The sequence below is a fragment of the Algibacter ulvanivorans genome, assembly GCF_048381495.1.
Lineage (GTDB): Bacteria > Bacteroidota > Bacteroidia > Flavobacteriales > Flavobacteriaceae > Algibacter_B > Algibacter_B ulvanivorans.
The window spans coordinates 84787-108199 of the sequence record NZ_JBLWGD010000007.1 but is presented as its reverse complement, the minus strand read 5'-3'; the positions used below and the strand labels follow the sequence as shown (position 1 = coordinate 108199).

The following is a 23413-nucleotide window of genomic DNA, read 5'->3' as shown; positions in this document are numbered from 1 at the left end:
ATGAGAATAATTTTATTGACGTTGTGTTTATTAGCAATAATGTCGTGCCAAGCACAAGACAAACCTAATATTCTTTGGGTAACCATAGAGGATACTTCTCCTCACTTTATAGGTTGTTACGGCAATGAACAAGCAAGTACACCAGTAATTGATAAATTAGCAGAAGAGGGTGTGAAGTTTACAAACGCATTTTCTACAGGTACGGTATGTGCGGCCAGTCGGTCAACAATAATAACGGGTGTTCGAACTTATAAAATGGGTACAGGCCACCAAAGAAGTCAATATCCTATTCCGGGTTTTATTAAAGGCTTCCCTTTTTACTTGAAGCAATTGGGGTATTACACAACCAATAATTCTAAAACAGATTATAATATTGAAAACGAAAAAGATTTTGTAAAAGAGGCTTGGGACGAAAGTTCCAACAAGGCCACTTGGAAAAATAGGGCCGAAGGCCAACCTTTCTTTGCTGTATTCAATTTTGCGGAATCGCATCAGTCACGAACCATGTCGTGGGCTTTTGAAGAGTATCAAAAGCATGTTTGGAATCATTTGCCTGAGGAAGATAAAATTGCTGACGATGCTTTTGATATGCCTCCTTTTTATAACGATACCCCCGAAACGCGTAAGCAATTCGCAAGAGTGTATAATTCTATTAAACTTACCGATAATCGAATAGGGGAATTATTTCAAAAATTAGAAGAAGATGGACTAAAAGACGATACCATTATTTTCTTTTATGCTGATCATGGCGAGGGTATACCTAGGGCAAAAACTAACGGCATAAATTTAGGGTACCGTGTGCCATTTGTGGCGTGGTTTCCTGAAAAATTTAAACATCTATCACCATGGGAAACAGGAAAGCCAACAAATGAACTTATTAGTTTTGAAGATTTAGGGCCTACAATGATTGATTTGTTAGGAGGTAAAGTGCCAGAATACATGAAAGGAAAACGCCTTTTCGACTCAGATTCAAATAATAAAAAAGATTTGTTGTTACTGTCTACAGATAGGGTGGATAATGGATTAGACTTAGTAAGAACCGTAACCGATGGTAAGTTTGTGTATTCCAGAAACTTTATGCCATTTATTCCTGAAGTAAGGTATATCAATTATTTAGAGATTGCTGATATCACAAAACATATGCGTAAAGATTTAAAACAAGGTAAACTTAACGCATTCCAATCTCGGGTTTTTGAGGAGCGCCCCTTTGAAGTGTTATATGATATTGAAAATGATATTTGGGAAGAGCACAACTTAGCGGACAATGCAAAGTATAATACTGTTTTAGAGAAGATTAGACAGTTTTTAGACAGTACTCTTTTAGAGGATAAAGACATATTGTTTATGCCCGAGTACGATATGGCTAAAATATCTGAAAATCAAACTCCTTACGAATACCGTTTAACGGACGACTACAATTTTAATGAAATTTATAAAATCGCTTCATTATCTGGTAAGAAGGGCAGAAAGGTAGCGCAAGCTCAAATAGAATCTCTAAAGCACGATGATAGATTAGTTAGATATTGGGCTAGTGTAGGTTTGATGTCTCAGGACCAAAAGATTTTAGAATCATTTCAGAAGGAATTAAATGAATCACTTCAGGATGATTATTCTCCCGTAGCTATAACTGTTTCTGCAATTTTATACAAGAAATTTCAAAATAAAAAAGCTTCGGAAGTTTTAAATAACTTTGCTAAAAATGAGGATTGGACTCTGGCTTTAATGTCTATTAATTATATGCTTTATTGTCAAGACAGAACACCGTTTGAACCTACAATTGAAGCATTACTTCAAAACCAAGACCTTAATTGGCATGTAAAAAGTGCATGCCTTGATTTTAAGGAAAGTCAAAGATTGAGGAAAGAAATTTAAATTAAAAACCAAAGATACCATGAAATTATATCAAACCGTAGTTCTAGTTTTGATGCTCATATTGGGTGCTTGTGCGCCAAAGGTAGATCGAATAGATTTGTCGGGTAAATGGCAAGTAAAACTAGATTCCACAAATGTTGGAAAGCAAGAAAACTGGGCGGGGTCAAAACTAGAAGGAAGAGAAATTAGTTTACCAGGAACTTTAGATGATGCCGAAATAGGAACGCCAAACAAACTTGAGCCAGTAATAAATAATTATGTAATGTCCAATTTAACCCGAAAACATCAGTATATAGGGAAAGCGTGGTATCAAAAAGAAATTGAAATACCCAAAGATTGGAAAGAGAAATCGGTGACATTAAATCTTGAACGGGTGCTATGGGAATCTACGGTATATATTGATGATATAATAATTGGTACAGCAAATAGCTTAATTGGTGCACATAGTTTTGAAATTCCAGATAATATTTCTGCGGGAAAACATATGCTTACTATTTGTGTAGATAACGCCAACAAATACCCAAACATAAATGTTGCAGGAACACGTTATCCAGATAAAGTAAACCAAGACATGGCTCATGCCTACACCAATCACACACAAATAAAGTGGAATGGTATAATTGGCGATATTTCGCTAAATGCTTCAGGCCAGAATAAGCCCAATAATATTCAGGTTTACCCAAAAACAGATTTAAATCGATTGAAGGTAACATTCGAACAGTCTATTGCACTTGATGGGGCAGTAGTCTTAAATATTAAAACTTTAAATGGGGAAGAAATTTACAGCAAACAATTAGAGGCTGTAAAAGTTTCAAACAACGAATTTTCTATTGAAGTGGATAAACCGGAAGCTCTTGCGTTATGGGATGAGTTCAACCCCAATTTGTATGAGGTTTCAGTAAAAACGAATACCGGAACGGTTAGCACTACTTTTGGATACAAAGTTGTGGGTAACAATGATGGCGATTTAACCTTAAATGATAAACGTATTTTTTTAAGGGGAAATTTGGAGTGTGTTATATTTCCGTTAACAGGATATCCACCAATGCAGAAAGAGGATTGGGCAACGCTTATAAAACAAGCAAAAGATTATGGTTTAAATCACTTGCGTTTCCATTCATGGTGCCCTCCAAAAGCAGCTTTTGAGGCTGCAGACGAGGCTGGTTTTTACGTTCAGGTAGAACTGCCACATTGGAGTTTAAAAGTAGGGGAAGATCAAGCCACTAACGCGTTTTTAAAAGCTGAAGCCAATAAAATTATAAAGGATTATGGTAACCACCCATCTTTTATTTTCATGGCGATGGGGAATGAATTGGAAGGTGACGCTGCCTTTCTAAATAGCCTTGTTAAAGATTTGAAACAGAAAGACGATAGGCATTTATATGCAACAACAGCATTTTCGTTCCAAAGGCCAATGGGGACAAGACCCGAACCAGAAGATGAGTATTTTATTGCTCAATGGACCAACAGAGGATGGATTCGAGGACAAGGTGTTTTTAATGACAAACCACCGCATTTTAATGCAGATTATACTTCTGGAGCGGAACATATTGAAATACCTTTAATTTCCCATGAAATTGGTCAGTATTCCGTATATCCCGATATGAGTGAAATAGAAAAGTATACAGGGGTTTTGGAGCCGCTAAACTTTATAGCGGTAAAACAAGATTTAGAGAAGAAGGGACTTTTGGATTTAGCTCCGGATTTTACATATAATTCAGGAAAGTTGGCCGCTTTGTTATATAAGGAGGAAATCGAGAGGGCTTTAAAGACACCAAGTTTTGATGGCTTTCAGTTGTTGCAACTTCAAGATTTTCCTGGGCAAGGAACCGCTTTGGTAGGTTTGTTAAATGCCTTTTGGGAATCGAAAGGAGTTATCTCTGCCGAAGAATTTAGCCAATTTAATAGCGAATTGGTTCCGTTAATTAGATTTGAAAAAGCAGTTTACGAAAACGGAGAGTCTTTCAAAGCTACTATTGAAGTGGCCAATTTTTTCAAAGATTTGAAAAACAAAACCATCAATTGGAGCATAACAGATGAGGCAGGAAAAGAAGTGAAATCTGGTAGTCTAACTGATATTAATCTATCTATAGGAAACAACACAGATTTAGGAGTTATTGATTATACTGTTGAGGCAAAAGAAGCCAGAAAACTAAATATTAGTGTAAGTGTAGCAGAAACAAAATATAAAAACAGTTGGAATATATGGGTGTATCCAAAAACTGTTTCTACAACATCAACAGATATCTTAATAACATCTTCTTTTCAAGAGGCTTCAAAAGCATTGCATAAAGGAAAAACCGTGTTGCTAAATCCAGATTATAAAGGACTAAAAGGTACAACTGGACGATTTGTGCCTGTTTTTTGGAGTCCTGTACACTTTCCCGACCAGCCAGCAACAATGGGATTTATGGTAAATGAAGCGCATCCAGCTTTTAATCATTTCCCAACAAGTTCGCATACAGATTGGCAATGGTGGGATTTATGTATAAAATCAAAATCTATTGTTATAGATTCCTTGAAAGTGACACCGATAGTTCAAGTGATAGATAATTTTGTTACCAACCATCATCTAGCTAATGTTTTCGAAGCTAATGTAGGACAAGGAAAACTGGTGTTTTCTGCCATAGATTTAACTACAGATTTGAACAACAGGCCAGTAGCGAGACAATTGAGATATAGCTTACTGGAGTACATGAAAAGCGATAGCTTTAATCCGTCTAAAACAATCCTAATGAAGCACCTAGAACAAGTGAAAATTGAAGATAAAAGTAGTACGTTTTCAGCAGAAGACGTCTATAGTAGCGGATACAATTAATGATAATAATCATGCCTATATTCGCTATTTAAATGTGTTTTAACTAGTATTTCTATTGTGTTTAATTTTATTTAAACTACCCAAAGTAAATTACTTGTAAATTTATAGATTAAACAATTAATAGAGAGGAGATTGAATACTAGTCCTATAAGAGGAGCATGTAAGAAAAGATGTTGTTTTTTTGATTGATCTGTTGAAATAATAATAAGAGCTAAAATAATATCAAAAAAAATAGTATTGTCTATAAATATAAAATGTTAGTCCATTTATATAGTGGTTTTTAAAATTAATTTTATACAAAACCAATTAACTAAATTTAAATTATTTATTATGACAAAAAAAATTACTTTTTCGCTTACAGCATTTCTGTTTTGCTCTGTTTTAGCTTTTGGGCAAACATTGGTTAACGATTTTGAATCGGGAACTACGGGGTTACTTAATGCTGGGGGAGGCATAACTACTTCGGTAGTGGCAAATCCCAATATGTCAGGCTTAAATACTTCAGCCAACTGTTTGGAAATTAAAAGAACGGGTGCACAATGGTGGATTTTCCAAGGTGTTGATGTTGTTGACATGGCTATTTCATCTTCTGAAACCAAATTTTTAAGTATGATGGTTAATTTTCCTGCTCAACCAGATTTGGGGGTTCGTTTTGATGCTCCAGACGATGCATCAAATGGAACCGAAGTAGTAAGAGCTGTAAATTCCTATACAGATTTTAACCAATGGCAGGAAATTGTCTTTGAGATTAAAGATAGTCCAACGGCAACAGCATTTACATTGGGTACTCTATTTAGGTTATCAATCCATCCAGATATAGGTTATGAAAATGTACCAGCAGGTCAAGTATTAAACAATACCAATGCTTTTGGTTACATTGATAATATTCAAATTTTAGATGGCAATCCTTTATCTGTTTCCGATTTAAATTTCGACAACAGTATTTCACTATACCCTAATCCAGTACAATCTACTTTTAAATTAAAAACACAAAATAATATCATTGTTGAAAATGTGTCGGTTTATAATGTTTTGGGTAATAAAGTGGCCGAAAACCTAATTAGTTTTAACGATAATGAGTATGATATAAGTGGTTTGCAATCTGGAGTTTATGTTGTTGAAATAGCCAATTCTCAAGGGAGCACAGCCTTTAAAAGAATCGTTAAGAACTAAAAAATAAATCTTAATTTGAGGGTATAAAATACCCACCAAATAAAAAGATATTACATCAAGTTGGTATATAATTAAAAAAGAACAGGCATAACTATATTATGTCTGTTTTTTTTAATCATTTTAACTCCGTTAGTTCATTTGCATTCTGTAATACTTTTTAAATTTTAATAAATAAATACCAGATGAAATTTTACAGTAACTTAATTTTAATATTAGTACTAACAGTTTCGTGCAATAAAGTCCAGCTTTCAAAACCTATTTATGTAGCTGAAACTTGGGAAAACCCCGAATGGGAAAACCCTGAAATATTCCAGATAAACCGGGAGACCCCGAGAGCGACATTTTATAACCACAGAACAGTAGCGGAAGCAATAACAAACAAGGGATGGAAGTCGTCTTCATTTTACAAATCACTAAATGGCACTTGGAAGTTTTACTATGCAGATAGTGTGCAAGCCAGACCCAAACGTTTTTACAAAGAGGATTTTAGTTTAAAAGGTTGGGATACTATTTCTGTACCTTCAAACTGGGAGTTAAAAGGTTTTGGACTTCCTATTTATGTTAATGCGGGTTATGTTTTTCCTAAAAACCCTCCCTATATCGCTCATAATTTTAATAATGTAGGTAGTTATAAACGAACTTTTCAAATCCCAACAGATTGGAAAAACAAAGATGTGTTCTTACATTTTGCCGGGGTAAGTGGTGCTATGTATGTGTATATAAACGGCCAAATGGTAGGTTATAACCAAGGCAGTAAAACCCCTGCAGAATTTAAGGTGACAAAATATCTTAAACCAGGCGAAAATCAATTATCTGTGCAGGTGCTACGCTGGTCTGATGGCAGCTATATGGAAGACCAAGATTTTTGGAGATTAAGTGGTATTGAGCGAGATGTTTATTTGCGAGTTGAAAACCCTGTTTACATAAAAGATATAGAGCTTAAAAACGACCTGTCTAACAATTATAAACAGGGCTTATTTAGTGCGAAGATAGATTTAAGTTCATATTCAAAACAGCCGGAAAAGGGGATTGTAGAAATTAAGCTCATGGATAGCAATGAAGAGATCGAAGCTTATTCAAAGAATTTTGAAATTTCTTCTAAACAATCTATTGAAGTTTTTCTTGAGGGAACAATTTCAAATGTAGTACCATGGACGGCAGAAATACCAAAACTATATACGGTGCTAGTAACGCTAAAAGATGTTGATGGCAACATTATGCAGGCTACTTCCATAAAAACAGGTTTCAGAAATATAAAAATTGAAAATAACCAATTTTTAGTAAATGGGAAGCCAGTATTGTTAAAAGGAGTAAATCTTCATGACCACGATGAAAAATCAGGACACGTTGTAAGTGAAGAATTAACAATGAAGGATTTGGAGCTAATGAAAAAAAACAACGTAAATGCCATACGTTGTAGCCATTACCCTAAAAATCCGTTTTTTTATTCTTTGTGCGATCAGTACGGATTCTATGTTATAAATGAAGCGAACATTGAAACTCATGGTATGGGAACCACCAACCAAGGATTAGATAATAACGAAGAAGCAAAAAAGGTGCATCCCGCATATCAACCAAAATGGAAAGCAGCGCACTTAGATAGAACGATAAGAATGTTTGAACGAGATAAAAATCATCCGTCTATCATCACATGGTCTTTAGGAAATGAAGCTGGAAATGGCAATAATTTCGTAGCTACCTATAATTGGTTAAAAGAAAATGACTCTACAAGGCCTGTACAATACGAAGGTGCTACCGGTTATGAAAATACAGATATTCAAGCACCTATGTATTGGCGAATACCAAAGATGATTCAGTATGCCGAGAACAACCCCAACCGCCCTTTAATACAATGTGAGTATGCTCATGCTATGGGGAACAGTTTAGGCAACTTTAAAGACTATTGGGATGTTATTAGGAAATATGATATTATGCAAGGTGGTTTTATTTGGGATTGGGTTGACCAAGGGCTTGTTGCCACCTCCCCAGAAGGGGAGAAATATTGGGGGTATGGAGGCGATTTTGGAGCAGAAAACATCCATAATGATGCTAATTTTTGTTTAAATGGTATTGTTAATCCAGATCGTACACCGCACCCAGGTTTGGAAGAACTTAAAAAAGTTTATCAAGATATTCATTTTAAAGATGCCAATTTAAAAACAGGTCAAGTAACCGTTTACAATGAGTATTTTTTTACCAATCTAAATCAATTTGATTTTTCGTGGCAACTTTTTAAAAACGGATCTAAAATTGATGAGGGGATCATAAAATCAATTGATTTAGAACCCAGAACTTCAAAAGTGATAACACTTAATTTACCAGAAATAGATTTTCAATCGGGCGAATTTGCACTTCAACTGTTCGCTGTAACAAAAGAAAAAAGGCCGTTAATACCAAAAGGCTACCCATTGGCTAAAGCAGAGTTTTTAACGGGAACTTATACGCCAATATTCAAAGAAAATACAACAGAAAATATTACTATTACGAAAGTTAATGATAGCTTATTTTTTAAGTCTAATAACTTTGAAGCTGGTTTTAACCTGCAGACTGGAAAACTAGTAACATTGAATTATGGTAACGGAAATATAATCAAACAAGGCATTCAACCAAATTTCTGGAGAGCTACAACCGATAACGATTTCGGTTTTAATATGCCAAAACATTTTGCAAAATGGAAAAGGGCAACAGATCAACAGGTGTTGACGTCATACGCACTAAAAGCTGGTAATACGATTGTAGACCTAGCCTCTCTGTCTGAACATGAGTCCCTTGTTGATGCATGGGCAAAATTAGAGTTGGTTTATCAATTACCAGACAATATGGCGCAAATTCAATTAGATTATAAAATAGAGGCGTCTGGCCAAATTACGGTTACAAATACACTAAAGGAGGTGAGTGGTGAATTGCCTAACCTACCTCGTTTCGGAAATAATTTTATATTAAAAGCGGATTACAACCATGTGAACTGGTACGGTAGAGGACCGCAAGAAAATTATCAAGACCGAAATACTTCAGCTTTTGTAGGCATCTATAACGCTAAAGTGGAAGATTTATATGTTCCTTACATACGGCCTCAAGAAAATGGATATAAAACAGATGTTCGATGGGTCTCTTTTACAAATGAAAAAGGAAAAGGGATAAAAGTTACAGGAACAAAACTATTTAGTTTTAGTGCACATCATCAGTATAATTCAGATTTTGATGCCGGTTTCACCAAGCAACAACGCCATACAACAGATATTAAAAAACGCGATTTTGTAAATATAAATATAGACAATAAACAAATGGGCGTTGGTGGCGATACTAGTTGGTGGGCCAGACCCTTAGAGCAATATCAGATAAAACCTAAATCGATGGTTTATTCCTATTCTATTTTTCCTTTAAATTAAAGTTTGCATTGAATTAACGAACAAAAAATGAATATTCTTTTTAAAACCATATGTTTTGCACTCTTAACGTTGTGTTCGTTGGGGTGTAAAACAAAATTAAACGAACAAACAGAGGCAGCCACAAAGCCACCTAACGTTATAGTTATTCTAGTGGATGATGCTGGCTATGTAGATTTTGGGTTTATGGGCAGTAAAGATTTGCACACCCCAAATATTGATGCCCTAGCAAGTAGTGGCATTATTTTTACTGATGCTCATGTAAGTGCCACGGTTTGTGCACCTTCCAGGGCAGGTTTATTAACGGGGAAATACCAACAGAGATTTGGGTTTGAAGCCAACGGTACTGGAGGTATTGGTTTAAGTGACGATGTTTTAACCATGGCAGATGTGTTTCGATCCAATGGCTACAATACCTATGCCCTAGGGAAATGGCATCTGGGAGAAGAAATGTCCGATCATCCAAATAACCGAGGTTTCGACGAGTTTTATGGGTTTATTTCGGGTAGTCGTTCTTATTTTCCTTTGGCGAATCCCAGCAAAGAAAAAATGCTTCAACATAATGGAGAGCGTGTGGTTTTTAATGGTTATATGACGGATGTTTTGGGAAACCAGTCTTTAAAATTTATAGAGGATTCAAAAAGGAAACCATTTTTTATGTATTTGGCATACAATGCCGTGCATACACCTATGGAAGCTAAAAAAGAAGATTTAGAGCGCTTTGAAAATCACCCGCGTAGAGAATTAGCAGCAATGACATGGTCGTTAGATCAAAACGTAGGTAAATTATTGAATAAATTAGAAGAACTCGGTAAGCGTGAAAATACCTTAATTTATTTTTTAAGCGATAATGGAGGCGCCCATAATAACCAATCGCAATCTGGTCCGCTTAAAGGTTGGAAAGGCAATAAGTTTGAAGGAGGGCATAGAGTACCTTTTGTAGTGAGTTGGCCAGCTGGGGTTAAGGGTGGCAAACGCTTTGATGGGTTGTCGTCTTCATTAGATATTTTTTCAACCTCTTTGGCGGCAGCTCACATTAGTAAACCCGAAAATCTTCAATTAGATGGTGTAAATTTAATACCATACTTAAGAAATGAAGCAGAAGGGAGCCCACACGGTGAGTTGTTTTGGCGAAAATTAGATGAGTCCGCAGCTAGGATTGGCGACTATAAATTAATTTCGCTTAAAAATTATGGTTCTGTTTTGTATAATCTAGAAAATGATTTGGGGGAAAGTCAAAATGTTATTCAAGATGAACCCAATGTTTTTGAGACGATTTCGGCAAGTTATAAAACTTGGGAATTGGAACTAATGCCTCCGTTATGGGATGAAGGAGAACAATGGATGGGGGTTACCTCCCATATCCATAAACAACTCATGCAAAATAAGGAAGCGGAATACAAAGATATTTGGAGTCCTGCTTTTAGGAAAATTTTGGAGAAGTAGTTGTTGGTAATAGCAGCTTTTTATTTTGTTAGATAGTTGTAATCATGTTGTTCCATTACTGGCAATATTTTCTAATTAAGCATATCAGGAGTAACATAGTTTCCTTTACTCTGAAAACTATGGCCCCAAGAACCTCCTGTTACAGTAAACTCAGATCCATTCCAGGACAATGTTATTGAAGTGGAAAATGGTGCATAATTGGAAATTACAGCTGCAAGTTCGTAATCACAAGAACCATAATAATACATCCCAGCTGGTGTAAAATTAATAATTTTAGCTTTGGAGTCCCCAGAGTATCCAGGTTGGTAATAGCCATTTGCCTCTGTACTTTTGCTTTGAATATATTTAGTACAGTCTGGTGCCCATTGTTCGCCAGAAACTGTTATGCGGGCATATGCATACGAACCACTCCCATAGAGTCCTTCTCGAGTTAACATGATTTCGTCATAAAAAAATATATTAAACGTTGTTGAACAGTCTTCTGTAACATTTTTAATGTTTGATTTTTTTGACATATTGGGTTCGTCGGAACTACAATTTCGTATATAATTTATTTCACTAAGATTAGATAAAATCTCATCATATATCAATTCTTTACCACTAAAAACAGCATTGGTGAAAAATTTTTTACCATGATAGTCCCATTCTAATCGCAGCAATTGATATTGTGAATCTGTAATTTGTAGAAGACGAAATTTGATTATGTCTTTTTGCCTTTTTATTTCATCTACTACTTCTGGTTTTTTCATGTTGTTGATAGTAAAAGGTTGCTTTATTACAAATTCATTTAGGGTGTTTTTATCTTTTCCAATGTAAATGGGTAAATATGTCTTTTCTGTAATAGGTGTATTTAAAATATTGTCAATTGTAGATTCATCACTACTTATTATTTCATAACCCATCAAAAACAAACCATAAGGGTTTATCTTTACCAGGCTTTTATCTTCCATTATCATCTGTAAAAAATCTTTTTGGGTTTTAATAACCGAATCTATTTTTTTTGTTACAGTTTGGTTACGGTAATCTTCATATGAAATAAGTGTTGAAAGGTCAGGGAGACTAGACTTAGAGAGTTCTTTATTAATGCTAACCTTGTCCATAGTCCCATTCGAGCAACTCGAAAACAACATTAAGCTTAAAATGACTGTGGAATAAAGGCAGAAATTTTTCATTGTCGCAAAGTTTTTATACACAGATATTAAATATAAAAAATAGAAAATAAAATCCTACAAAATTCTAGTTAAAAATGAGTTTATTGAAATTTAGATTTGCTCAGTAGTGGCAGCAAGAGTTATTTTATTTGGCATTTCGATAATCTTAAATTATAAAAAATATTGAATAAAAAAATCTCGAGGGCTATTTCTCGAGATTTTTTATATTATAAAAAATTAAAACAATAAACTTACTACTTGCTTAATGTAAAAGACGCAAACGTCATATATCTATTAATATTTACTGGCTCGGCATCTGGGTTGCTAGGGTCAATACCATTTGTTGCTGCAAGGCCAATAGCTATATCTGTAAAATCTTCTGTGAGAGTAAATTCTATTGTATAGGTATTGGCAGGTCCCGATATGCGCGCAAAGCCAAGTGTAGATGATGCGGTTTCAACATCTTTAACATCGGGTAGGGTGTTGCCCAAGGCTACTGTTGCGTATACTTGATCGTTTACACCGTTGTAATTGTTGCCTTCTGTAACAACTTTATAAGTGTAAGTTCCTGGTGTTAATCGCATTTTTTGGTACACCTTTGCATTGACCAATTTGGGTTCGCCATAGCCACTAACTAGATTGAATATACCACCACCACTATTGTTGTCATAAACTCCGTAGCCATTATGGTTTAAAGCACCTTCGTTATGAATCCAATCTTTTGGAGTACCATATCTAATTCCGCTAAATTCTGCAACAGCAAATGGTTTTACTCCATTTTTAAAGTATGGAGGTTTAGAGATGGGAACTGAAGGTGTTATTACTTTGTAATCTGTATAAAAGGTGTCAATAGCTGTTTCTTCTGGCAAGAAGGCAGTACGGTATTTAAAGGTGCTGCCGTTTGTGAAATTATCTAAGGTAATAGATTCTGTTTCTGTGGGAACTTCAATGGTTATTAGGTCGCCCTCACTATCTAAATACTCCAATTCAGAGAATAGGATACCAGAAGTAATATCAACTGGTGCGAATTCAACAAGGGCAGATTGGGTATCTTCTTCTAAATCTTGTTTTAGAAGAGGCCTGTTAATTAATGAGTTCTGGTATCTATTACCATAAACTTTTCCTGTAATAAAAACGGGAATAGAGCTGTTGTTATCGTCATCGAAGGTTTGTATTTCAAAGTTGTAAAGGTTTTCTTCTAGCCCGTCAATAATATAACTAACAGGTTTAGCTATATCTTCTTTGTTTACGGGTATAACAGTATTACCCTTTTTATTAGCCCAATAAATTTTGATAGAAGTTACTTTAGGATCAGGGCTAAGTTCTCCGTTGAGCATAATACGGTTTTTACCAGCAAATGTTTTTAAAGAGTCTATTTTGCCTGTGTATATTATTTCTCCACTAGTAACAAATTTTTTGTAGTCATCTTCTTCTTGGTTTGAGCATGAAGAAAGGGCTAAAATGCCCGCAATAACAAAAGTTATGCGAAGTAGCTGTATTGTTTTTATAATATCAATCATTTTTTAATTAAATTTTAATTTTCAATTTATATTATCGGGTATCTCCGTATACTCTCATTTCGGCAATGGCTAAACGCCCAGAACCAGCCCAGTTTTCTAAGTTATTAATTCTAAGGTACCTATATTTGGGCGCTGTAATAGGGATTGGCCAATTGAATCCGTCTTGAGCAAATTCTATATCCTCGTTGTTCTGTTGGGTAAGAGGTAGTCCTGATGGTTTAATTACTTCGAAGGTTCCCAGCAAATCCCAACTGGCCCAACTACCGTCGGTATTTGGAGAGTTTGAGGCCCATATTTCAAATTTTCTCATGTTAAATTGCCAATAGTAGAAAAAACCACTTGAGGTTTGTTGGGGGTAATCCCAAATTTTTACACGGCTTATTTTTACTTCTTGCCCTAGGTCAATAGTAAAAGCGTGGGGTGGTGGCGGGGCGGCATCAGTAATATAAATTCTTGGCCAACCTCTAAAGTTATTATCAAAAAGCCTGTCTAGACCAAACCCAAAATCGTCTGTAGGAGCATCTCCAGGTAATGGATAACCATTATATTGAGTTCTTGGTATTTCAGTTTCGTAGATGGGTTTTATGGTTTGGAACAAGGTGTCTGAGGTGTTTAAAAACCTATCGCGAATAGTGAATGCAAATTCGTAATCCAGAGTATCTAAGCCTCTTATGGTTCTAAAAATTTCATTTGTAGAGGTGTAAATGCTATTGCCATTGGTAACCCAATCGCCGTTATCGTCTTTTTCCATCACTAATATGGCTATGTCTGTACGGTCTGGGTTGTCTGCTTCTACAAATAGCCCTCCAAAATCAGGTCCTACCTCGAGGCTTCTAAAAATATCAAATAAGGGAGATTCTTTTGGGTTTATTGTTACCACAACTGGATCGGACTCAACTTCGTTTCTGCTAACTGAATACAGAGATATGTCTCTGGGACCAGCTTCGGCAAATCCATCAATGAGCAAAGATTTTTTGTAGTATGAAGATTTTACCTCCATATCGGTTCCATTATCAAGTTTGTAAATGGCTTTAACATACAGTAAGTTATCATCATCTGGTAAAGCGTAATTGATTTCTGATTTTCCTGATAGATTTGTAACCGTTATGTTGGTTACCTGGCCAGGTACAGAGTTGTCATTACTTAAAGGAGAGTGTTCGTTTTGATCGTCACTACAAGACATTTGCATGGCAAGGCAAACTATAGCTAAGCAGTATTTTAAGATAATATTTTTCATATTCATTATTTTTTATGGTTTTACCAACCAGGGTTTTGAACGAGATTGGGGTTTTGTAAAAGTGTGTTTTCTGAAAGCGGCCATAGGTAATCTCGGGGTGCTACAAACTTTTGAAGTTCTAAAGTTCTTATTTGGTAATATTCTTCTTGTGTAACGCCTAAATAGTTCCAACCTGTAATGTCTTTGTTTAACTCTTCAGATGCTTTTTTCCATCTTCTTAAATCCCAAAAGCGTTGGCCTTCAAAGGCTAGTTCGATTAAACGTTCTTGATGAAGTATTTCCCTCATGCCTTCTTTAGTGGTATATTTTGATGGGTTTACAGAAAAATTAGTCCAGGATTCTGCAATATCTTCAAGACCTGCTCTTTGTCTAACTCTGTTGGTATACTCAAGAACATTGGCTGTTGGGCCTTCAGCTTCGTTTAATGCTTCTGCGTACAATAAGTAGAGGTCTGCCAATCTTATTTCTGGCCATGCGTAAGACCTGTAGGGTTCTCCCGTTGAATTTGTCATGCGCCAATCTACTAGTTTTTTAATATAGTACCCAGAAACATTGTAAAGCACCCCTGCGTTACTACCAGCATAGTCATTATATTTAGCTCGTATCACCCAGGTGTTTTCATCGGATTTTGATGGGCTGTCTCGTTTATAAAAAGTACTGCCGTCAAATCCTAAATTAGCATAAAATCGTGGTTCTCTGTCAAAATTTATTCGTGCTGTTTGGAAGCCTCCTTCTATGTTATAACTCTCCTCTGCTGTGGCAAGCCTTAATTCTGTTTCGTTTGTGAAGTTCAATGTTTTGTCTTCATTAATAGGAACACCATTTTTAGTATAAAATAGTTTGGCTATTTTTAGTGGTGGCGACAAAATCTTTTGTGCAAGTGTATGGTTATATTCTGCACTTACTGGAACCATACAGTAATATTGCAGGTTTGTTGTTCTGCTGTTAGGATTAGACCATACAATTTCTGGGTTCCACCGTTCTGTTATGGCTTGCCTAATACTGAGTTTGGTGAGGGTGGTTTCAGATAGGTCAAACTGGTTTTGTTCAAAATAGAACAAGCTATTGCCACTTGCCTCGGCTGATTGAATGGCTGCTAGGGCAGCATCGGCCGCTTTGCTCCATTTTTGTGAGTCGTAAGTAGTATTCATTAATGCTGTACCTTGGCTATCAACAAAACCAACATAGTCTGGATTTCCATTAAATAATGGGCTTGCTGCCATAGTAAGGAGCTTTGCCTTAATGGCCAACGCGATGGGTTTTGTTATGCGCCCTAACTCATTGGTTATGTCTTCTATAGATTCTGGTAGCTTTTCGGCTGATTGATCTAATAAATCTGAGATATATGAAACACAGTCATCAAAAGGCGCTCGATATACGTTTATCTCTTCGGTTGATGCTTCAATTGGTATATTTTTATCGATTATAGGAATAGGGCCATACATCCTGAGTAGATAATAGTGGTAATATGCCTTTAAAAATTCGACCTCTCCAATCCACCTTGTTCTTTCTGATTCGTCTAAATCTCTAGCATTGTTCCTGTCGGTCATTTTTTCTATAAAAATGTTACAATGTCGAATACCATCAAAAATGTCAAAGTTGTTGCCTGGGCCAGCACCATAAGAGTTACCGTCCCAAACATTTACTAATGGGTTACCGGCACGTTGGTTGCCTTTTGCAATTTCAAAATTTGAAACATCGTCTAAAGTGATGTCATTCTTCCAAATTTCGTCTCCAGCGAGCATGGCTATATTAAACCGCACATCGCCGTTTTTTGGTAAATAAGAATAGCAAGTGAATAAATATTTTTCAGCTTCGTTTCGTAAGGTGAAAGCATTGTCTATTGTAGGTGCGCTATCTGGAACAACATCTAAGTGGCTCTCACATGATTGAAAGCTTATGATTGATGTTAACAGAATAGCTAGTGTTCTAATTTTATTTAAAAACATATTATGTGATTTTTTTAAATTAAATTTAATTAAAGTCTTGCAGTTAAGCCTATGTTATAAACTGATTGTATAGGGTAACCCAGTCCATTTGCTCCTTGTTCAGGATCCCATAAGTCAAAAGAGCTCCATACGGCAACATTTATAGCACTAGCATAAACTCTAAGGTTTTCAAGACCTATTTTGTTTGCGATGGATTTTGGCGCATTGTAACCAAACTCAATGTTTTTCAGCCTTAGAAAAGCACCATTGCGCATCCACCATGTTGAAGGTTGGTTGTTGTTTACCTCTTGTTGGGTGCTTAGTCGGGGCCAAAAAGCATAAACGTTCCGGTTGTTCTCAGACCAATGGTCATCGGCAATTGCTTTAAGTAATCCACTTTCAGAACTACCATTTATAAAAAATGGTTGTATTAAGTTGGGTCTTATAAAAAAGCTAGATCTAGCCGAGCCTTGAAAAAACAAACTAAAATCAAAATCTTTATAGCCAATTGTTCCACCAAAACCGTAGATTAGTTCTGGGGTTGTAGGTAGTCCTATTGGTACACGGTCTGCATCAGTAATAGCACCATCGCCATTAACATCTCTATATTTTATGTCGCCTCCTCTTACATCGCCAAACTGTGTTGGTGAGTTTGCTACTTCTTCGTCATCTACAAATAATCTTTCAGCAATTAGCCCATAGCCCTGAGCGATGGAGTTGCCTTTTCTTTTTAGGTACGAAAGTTCGTTAGGATAGTCTATTTCTGCAAATTCTAAAATTTCGCTTGTAGAATAGGTCATGTTGGCTCTAAGGCTAGTCCACCAGCTACTAGAAAGCTGTTTATTGTAATCCATAGAGAGTTCAAAACCTTTGCTTTCTACTTCGCCAAAGTTTGTTGAAGGCGTTACCTGTAGTCCTAAGGTTGATCCAACATCACTTCTTTGCTGAAGAATATTAAATCTATGTTGTTTAAAATAATCGGCCGAAATGGTTAGGGATTTAAACAATCCTACATCCAAACCAATATTGGTTTGTTTGGATTTTTCCCATGTTATGTTAGGGTTTGAGTACCGACTTGTTGAAACCCCAGGCCTACTAAAGCCAAATTCCTCACCAAAAGAAGCTCCATAGGTGCCATCGTTCAGGTTAACGTTTGATAGATAAAAGAACCTATCTTCCTGTCTACCTATTTCATCATTTCCAATCTCTCCAAAGGTAAATCTTAGTTTTAAATCGTTAACCACATTTTTTAAAGATTGAAAATAGTCTTCGTTAGAAATCCTGTAAGCAAGACCTATTGAGGGAAAGTATCCGTATCTTTTACCAGCAGAAAAACGCTCTGAACCATTGTAACCAAAATTAAACTCAAATAGATATCGATTGTCATAACCGTAGGTAAACCTGCCTGATAAACCGTGGTTTCGGCTAGGTAAAGATGCTTGTAACGACCCTGCGTTGCCGGTTTGGTAACTTGATATTAAATTTATCAACATACCAGATACAGAGTGCACATCATTAAAAGTACGGTTATAATTAATAGCAGTTTCAAGATAAATTCTAGAATCTAAGTTTTTGTTACCAGGATTGTAATCTAAAAATTCAGTCCCTGTAGTTCCAATTGAGCCCTCGCTACCATCGTTTAAAACGTTGAGGATTATTTCGCCATTCTCTGGATTTCTACGAGATGAATAATAGAAGGGGTTATAGCTTCTTGTGACATCAAAATAGGAAAACCTTCTAATATATCCCATGGCCCTAGCGCTCAGGCCTTCAGTCCAAAAGCCTAGATCTTGTTTTAACTCTAACTGTACTTGTAAAGTAGAGTTTTTATAGACTTGATATCCCCTTACCATTTCGGCATAAGGGTTTTGGGCTAAAACACCACTCCCCGGACGAGTTTCTGCACCTCCAAACATGGGGTGGGTAGTAAATGGAGATAGACTTTCTGGGTATACATTAGGAAATAATACCGGATTGGAGTATAGCGCTGAGTTAAATATTCTTTGCCCTCCGCCTATAGGGCCTGTATAATCGTCAAATTGGCCGTATAGTCTTATAATTCCTTCTGTGGTTGGTGTTAATTGTAAGTTTATATTGCTTCTTAATGAGTAATTATACAGTTTGATATTATTATTAAAATCGTTTAGCCCGTTTACGTTTAATAGACCATTGTCTACATTAAATGTTCCTGCGACATAGTATTGAGCTTTTTCAGACCCACCACTAGCACTTAGATTAAAAGCTTGATTCCAAGTGTAATCCTTTATTAATTGGTCTATCCAATTGTTGTTAGGATAGAGTAGTGGGTTAGCGCCAGCAGCAGTTCTTTCTATTTTGTTTTGCGAATAGGGTAACGGCGCTAATGGGTCTCGTGTTAAAGTAGCTTCATTGGCAAGCTTCATGTAGGTGATGTTATCTGCAATCTTAAAATTATCGGTGTTGGAAGAAAATCTGTTTTCAACTCTGAAATCAAACTTAACTTTACCTGATTTACCGCTTTTAGTAGAAATAAGTACTACTCCATTAGCACCACGAGCACCATAAATTGAAGCTGCCGCAGCATCCTTTAATACAGAAAATGATTCTATATCGTCGGGTTGTAGTCTAGCCATATCAGTGGATGAGGATTCTATGCCGTCTATTAGGATTAATGGATTGCGTTTGCCAGCACCGAAAGAGCCTAATCCACGAATAAAGAAATCTGAATTGTTTGCACCAGGTTCGCCACTTCTTTGGAATGCAATCATACCTGCCACACGGCCAGCCATCATAGAGGTAAGGTTACTTGTTGGTGCTTTAAGCTCGCCAGGTGATATACTGGTTATTGAACTTACTAAGCTTTCTTTCTTTTGTTTACCAAAGCCTACTAGAACGACTTCATCTAATTCTGAAAGATCTTCTATAAGGACGATGTTAATAGTAGTTTCGTTTTTTACAGTAATTTCTTTTGTTTGATAGCCTAAAAATGAAAATACTAAAATGGCTTCATTGTCTGTTACTTTAATTTCGTAAATACCATCAAAATCTGCAGCTACCCCATTAGTAGTGCCTTTTTCGAGAACGTTAACACCGAGCAAAGGGGTGCCGTTTTTATCTTTAACAGAGCCCTTGACTATAATTTGGGAAAAAACAGTCTGGCTGAACAGAATTAGTAGAATGATTAAATGTTTTTTTTTCATATTTTCAATTAGGTCGGTTAGTTAATCCTCTATTGAACAATCTAATAAGATTACATTTTTGTAAGAGGTTTTGAGTGTTTGTTACTATTAATGCAACTAAATTAAGGTTAAGAATATGTTAAAAAATGGATAAAAAAATGGGATATATGGATAATAATATTAATTTTTTGTTAAAGTATATTAAGTTCAGAATTACTTGGTTTTTTTCATTTTTTTTGGACCTATCCATAACCAAAAACCTGTTATGGTGAAAAGCATTAATGCGCAACCCATTAAGGTAGTGTAAATTATTTTTGTAATCTCTACTTTTGTTTTGAATAAATTGTCAAGTATTGAGCCATCGTGGATATCTTCTAGCCAATCTGAATGTCTTTTTTTTATCGCCAATACTTCGGCTGTTGTACAATCCATTTGTAATTCCCAATATTCATTTTTGAAAGTAAATTTAGCAATACCCTTTTCTGGACGTATATCAATTCTACTTATTTCTGTAATACTCTTATTTTTTGATTTTATAGATTCAAGAGCTTTATGTTGTAAGTTGGAAAGGGGTAGCCATTGACTAGGATTGTTTGAAACCCCGATTTCGGTTCGAGGAAGTATTAGGCCCTTACTGTGCTTTTTCCAGCCTAGTAACAGTCCAGAAATAGAGAGTATGAAGAAAAGAACGAATAGATAAATACCAGTGATTCTATGGGCTTTTCTAAAAAAGCGGATTACTTTAGCTTGCTTGGCTCTTTTGGACATTAAAAAGTTATTGATTTTTTATGGCATATAGACCATTAATAATAGGAAATTTTAGTGATGTTACTTTTAGCTATAGGGGTAGATCGGTGCTTGGTTGTTGAATTATTTTATGAGCTCTTTTAGTTTCATTATAATGATGTGTATAAAGTAAAATAATACATCAATGTTTTCTTTAATCCTTTTTATCACATCTAAAAATTCTGGAACAATATGGATTTTTCTATTTTTAAAAATGGGAGATGCTTTAAGTTGGTTTTGTAAATGAAGTTTTATTATTAGTGATGGCAAAATAAATACTAATAATAGAACATAAAATAGCTTACGAAACTATAACTACTTGAAATCATTATATATAAACTAAATAAACTTAGAGCATTAATTTTTAACTACTTTAATTGTGTGGCTTTTTTCTAAATGCATTTTTAAAATATAAACTCCGCTACTATGGTTAGTTATGTCGAGGCTTATTTTTCCATTTTGTTGTTTGTAGGTTTGTTTTGATAAAAGCGTACCATTTTCAGAATACAAATCTATATTTACCTTGGGTGCTAAAGAGTTGGTTTTTATCTCAAAAACACCAGAAGTAGGGTTGGGAACGACATTTATTGAAGGGGATTTACTTTTGTTTTTTGAAATTGATAATAGGTTTTCATTAATTTTAAAGTCTAGAATTCCAGATCCATAAGTAGCAAACCTTACCAGGTTTTTAGATTTTATAAATTGTACATCGGTAAACTGGACATTGGGTAAGTGGAAACCATCCATTTTATACCATCTGTTATTTTCAGTTGAATAAACCCAAGCTCCATCAGATTCGCATGAAGCAAAAATGTATTTTCCATTGGGCGAAACCGCTAAATCTGTTATCCGTGCTACGTTTAATCCTGTGTTTTTATTGGTGAAATTTAGTCCTCCGTCTTTCGATTCAAGGAACAAATTTCCTTTGCCAGCAAAATAAACAGTAGACTCGTCAATTGGACTCGTAGCTATAACGGTGCGTCGTTTTCTATGAGAGTCGTCTTGTCCGGGCCAAGGGCCAGAATAATTAGAAGTACTGAAGTTTTGGCCTCCGTTAGCAGAAAACATGAGCCCTCCATTTTTTAAGCCTACATACCATCTGTTGGTATTTATTTTGGAATAAGCAAAGCTAATGGGCGGGCCAGGAAACACGAATGGATGGAATGATTGCGTAATGCTACCGTTTTGATATATATATTTATTTAGTTTATTGCCTCCAGCAGGGATGTAAATGGCATCTTCGTTTATATTAGGAGAAGGAACCATACTTGTGGCCCACCAGCTTGAATAGAAATCTTTTCGTACTACAGTTCTATAATCTCCTCCGTTTGCCACCGAAGCATGTCCAATGGTTCCGTAATAATACCAAAACCATACAGACGATTCGTCATTTGAAACTTGAACACGTAAAACATCAGTATTAGCTTCACGGGCTGCATTATAAATATTGTCTGTATTAGGAATATCAATAAAGCCTTGGGAACCTCGGTCTTGGTTTGCTGTATAAATTTTATCGTTTGTTTCGCTTGTTGTAGCATCATAGGCCATAATATTTGGCGAACCCGAATTAATGGATGTCCAGGAGTTCCACATCATAGGGTTGCTGGTATAGAAACTTCCAAAATCAAATCCAGCAAAAGTAAAGTGGTCTCCATTTTCTTTATCGTAGGTTTTCATGTGTTGTAAATCCCATACGTAATAACTGCTTAAATAATGGTTGTTTTTGCTCCATGTTGCGCCGTAGTCTGTAGACATGAACAGTTCTACAAACCCTTTATAACAAATATTAGGTTGTGTTGGGTGAACCTCGGTAACTGGGCGGTCGTTATTGCTATTAGTTTGTAACCATGTTAGACCTTCGTTGTTTGAATAGAAAAGCTTGTTGCCACTACTAATGTAAAAGTGTGTTGCACTATTTATATGAGAACCAAAAATACTATTTATTGCTGAAAAGGATTGCGTTGTGGTGCGAAGTAGTGAAAAGTCATTGTCGCTCTCGCTCATTTTATAAATTAAAATTTTAGAATCACTTTTTCTTCTGGCAAAACAATAAATCGTATTGCTGCTGTGTGGTTTGCTTATGATTACTTCAAAATCTGATTTTTTGAACCTAATGCTCGATTCGGTATAGTTTAAGCCGTAATCGGTTGAAATAAATAGCCGATCGTAGGCGGTGTCGTTAATGTAACTTCCGCCATGGGCGGTAATCTTTCTGCCGGATGGGGTTTTACTAACCAATGTTTTGTGATTCCAAGAACTTTGGAAAAAGGCGCCATTTGCATCAATCCAATTTCGGCCTTCATCATCAGAAAACTCCATGGGTCCATTTGCTTTTTGGTGTAATAATCGAAAACTGTTATCAGGTAGGTTAATACCGTTAAAATCGTCTCCTAATAAGTTTTTTTTGTGGTTTCTAAGCGACCATTTAATTGGAGCATTTTCGTCAATTTTATATAGGTGGCCTGCAAATGAAACTACATAAAGCTCTTCGTTTACGGGGTCGTAGGTAGAACCATCTGCTCGGAACCCACTATCATCAAATAAAGTAAGGTTTTTTTGATGCCAAGAACCTGTAATGGTGTTGTTGGCATAAGCGTATAGATTTGGAGTTTCTTCTATGTTGTCGAATTTTAAAAATTGCGTTTCGGAAGATGTCAAAACGTTGTAATTTGTAAACTTATACCCTGTTTTTTCAAGGGTGTTTCTCCATTTTTTATATTCAGCAAGCTCTTCGTTGTTTAGGGTTTTTGGGTCAAAAAATTCTTCAGGGAGTATGTTTTCTTCTGGTTCTTCTTCGTATTCTTCTTGGTGCTCCTCAGTTTGTTGGGAAGTAATAGGTGTGTTGGCGTTTTTAAAAAATAGTACGAATTCCACTAATAGCAGCAATAATAAAAACGAAACGGTTATGATTATTTTTTTTGAAGTTTTCATGTTTTTT

At 35.7% G+C, this 23413-nt stretch carries 12 protein-coding genes; 5 read left to right on the top strand and 7 right to left on the bottom strand.

What is annotated here, in order from left to right; genetic code table 11:
- The 5 genes from ACNG5D_RS15095 (at position 1) to ACNG5D_RS15075 (ending at position 10695) form a co-directional block, all read left to right on the top strand.
- Positions 1-1872, top strand: a complete 1872-nt coding sequence (locus ACNG5D_RS15095; protein WP_418184367.1) for a sulfatase family protein — start codon at positions 1-3, stop codon at positions 1870-1872.
- Between the two features lie 19 nt (positions 1873-1891).
- Complete coding sequence (locus ACNG5D_RS15090) at positions 1892-4690, top strand: sugar-binding domain-containing protein (protein WP_418184366.1); 2799 nt, start codon at positions 1892-1894, stop codon at positions 4688-4690.
- Between the two features lie 330 nt (positions 4691-5020).
- On the top strand, positions 5021-5863 hold the full coding sequence (locus tag ACNG5D_RS15085; RefSeq protein ID WP_418184365.1) for a T9SS type A sorting domain-containing protein: 843 nt from the start codon (positions 5021-5023) through the stop codon (positions 5861-5863).
- A gap of 182 nt (positions 5864-6045) precedes the next feature.
- Positions 6046-9252 carry a beta-galactosidase, LacZ type gene (gene lacZ, locus ACNG5D_RS15080; protein WP_418184364.1) on the top strand — a complete coding sequence of 1069 codons (3207 nt, stop codon included), beginning with the start codon at positions 6046-6048 and terminating at the stop codon, positions 9250-9252.
- A gap of 27 nt (positions 9253-9279) precedes the next feature.
- Positions 9280-10695, top strand: a complete 1416-nt coding sequence (locus tag ACNG5D_RS15075; protein ID WP_418184363.1) for a sulfatase-like hydrolase/transferase — start codon at positions 9280-9282, stop codon at positions 10693-10695.
- Positions 10696-10766: 71 nt separating this feature from the next.
- Here ACNG5D_RS15075 and ACNG5D_RS15070 read toward each other — a convergent pair whose 3' ends face one another.
- From ACNG5D_RS15070 to ACNG5D_RS15040, 7 genes are all read right to left on the bottom strand, one after another.
- Positions 10767-11867 (bottom strand): hypothetical protein, encoded by a 1101-nt coding sequence (locus ACNG5D_RS15070; RefSeq protein WP_418184362.1) that lies wholly within the window; start codon positions 11865-11867, stop codon positions 10767-10769.
- Positions 11868-12100: 233 nt separating this feature from the next.
- Positions 12101-13366: a DUF4998 domain-containing protein gene (locus ACNG5D_RS15065; RefSeq protein ID WP_418184361.1), complete on the bottom strand. Its 1266-nt coding sequence runs from the start codon at positions 13364-13366 to the stop codon at positions 12101-12103.
- Positions 13367-13397: 31 nt separating this feature from the next.
- Positions 13398-14603 (bottom strand): DUF5000 domain-containing lipoprotein, encoded by a 1206-nt coding sequence (locus ACNG5D_RS15060; RefSeq protein WP_418184360.1) that lies wholly within the window; start codon positions 14601-14603, stop codon positions 13398-13400.
- Positions 14604-14623: 20 nt separating this feature from the next.
- The gene (locus tag ACNG5D_RS15055) at positions 14624-16552 is read right to left on the bottom strand and encodes a RagB/SusD family nutrient uptake outer membrane protein (protein WP_418184359.1); all 1929 of its coding nucleotides are present in this window, start codon (positions 16550-16552) and stop codon (positions 14624-14626) included.
- A 29-nt stretch (positions 16553-16581) separates the two neighbouring features.
- On the bottom strand, positions 16582-19710 hold the full coding sequence (locus tag ACNG5D_RS15050) for a SusC/RagA family TonB-linked outer membrane protein (protein WP_418184358.1): 3129 nt from the start codon (positions 19708-19710) through the stop codon (positions 16582-16584).
- A 192-nt stretch (positions 19711-19902) separates the two neighbouring features.
- A complete protein-coding gene (locus ACNG5D_RS15045; protein ID WP_418184357.1) occupies positions 19903-20457 on the bottom strand; it encodes a PepSY domain-containing protein in 555 nt (184 codons plus the stop codon).
- Between the two features lie 375 nt (positions 20458-20832).
- Positions 20833-23406, bottom strand: coding sequence for a T9SS type A sorting domain-containing protein (locus tag ACNG5D_RS15040; RefSeq protein WP_418184356.1), 2574 nt, complete (start codon positions 23404-23406; stop codon positions 20833-20835).
- Between the last annotated feature and the right edge of the window lie 7 nt (positions 23407-23413).

Coding starts and splice junctions, on each gene's coding strand:
- ACNG5D_RS15045 (WP_418184357.1), bottom strand. CDS start 20,457: ATGTCCAAAAGAGCCAAGCAAGCTAAAGTAATCCGCTTTTTTAGAAAA.
- lacZ (WP_418184364.1), top strand. CDS start 6,046: ATGAAATTTTACAGTAACTTAATTTTAATATTAGTACTAACAGTTTCG.
- ACNG5D_RS15065 (WP_418184361.1), bottom strand. CDS start 13,366: ATGATTGATATTATAAAAACAATACAGCTACTTCGCATAACTTTTGTT.
- ACNG5D_RS15050 (WP_418184358.1), bottom strand. CDS start 19,710: ATGAAAAAAAAACATTTAATCATTCTACTAATTCTGTTCAGCCAGACT.
- ACNG5D_RS15040 (WP_418184356.1), bottom strand. CDS start 23,406: ATGAAAACTTCAAAAAAAATAATCATAACCGTTTCGTTTTTATTATTG.
- ACNG5D_RS15085 (WP_418184365.1), top strand. CDS start 5,021: ATGACAAAAAAAATTACTTTTTCGCTTACAGCATTTCTGTTTTGCTCT.
- ACNG5D_RS15070 (WP_418184362.1), bottom strand. CDS start 11,867: ATGAAAAATTTCTGCCTTTATTCCACAGTCATTTTAAGCTTAATGTTG.
- ACNG5D_RS15090 (WP_418184366.1), top strand. CDS start 1,892: ATGAAATTATATCAAACCGTAGTTCTAGTTTTGATGCTCATATTGGGT.
- ACNG5D_RS15060 (WP_418184360.1), bottom strand. CDS start 14,603: ATGAAAAATATTATCTTAAAATACTGCTTAGCTATAGTTTGCCTTGCC.
- ACNG5D_RS15075 (WP_418184363.1), top strand. CDS start 9,280: ATGAATATTCTTTTTAAAACCATATGTTTTGCACTCTTAACGTTGTGT.
- ACNG5D_RS15095 (WP_418184367.1), top strand. CDS start 1: ATGAGAATAATTTTATTGACGTTGTGTTTATTAGCAATAATGTCGTGC.
- ACNG5D_RS15055 (WP_418184359.1), bottom strand. CDS start 16,552: ATGTTTTTAAATAAAATTAGAACACTAGCTATTCTGTTAACATCAATC.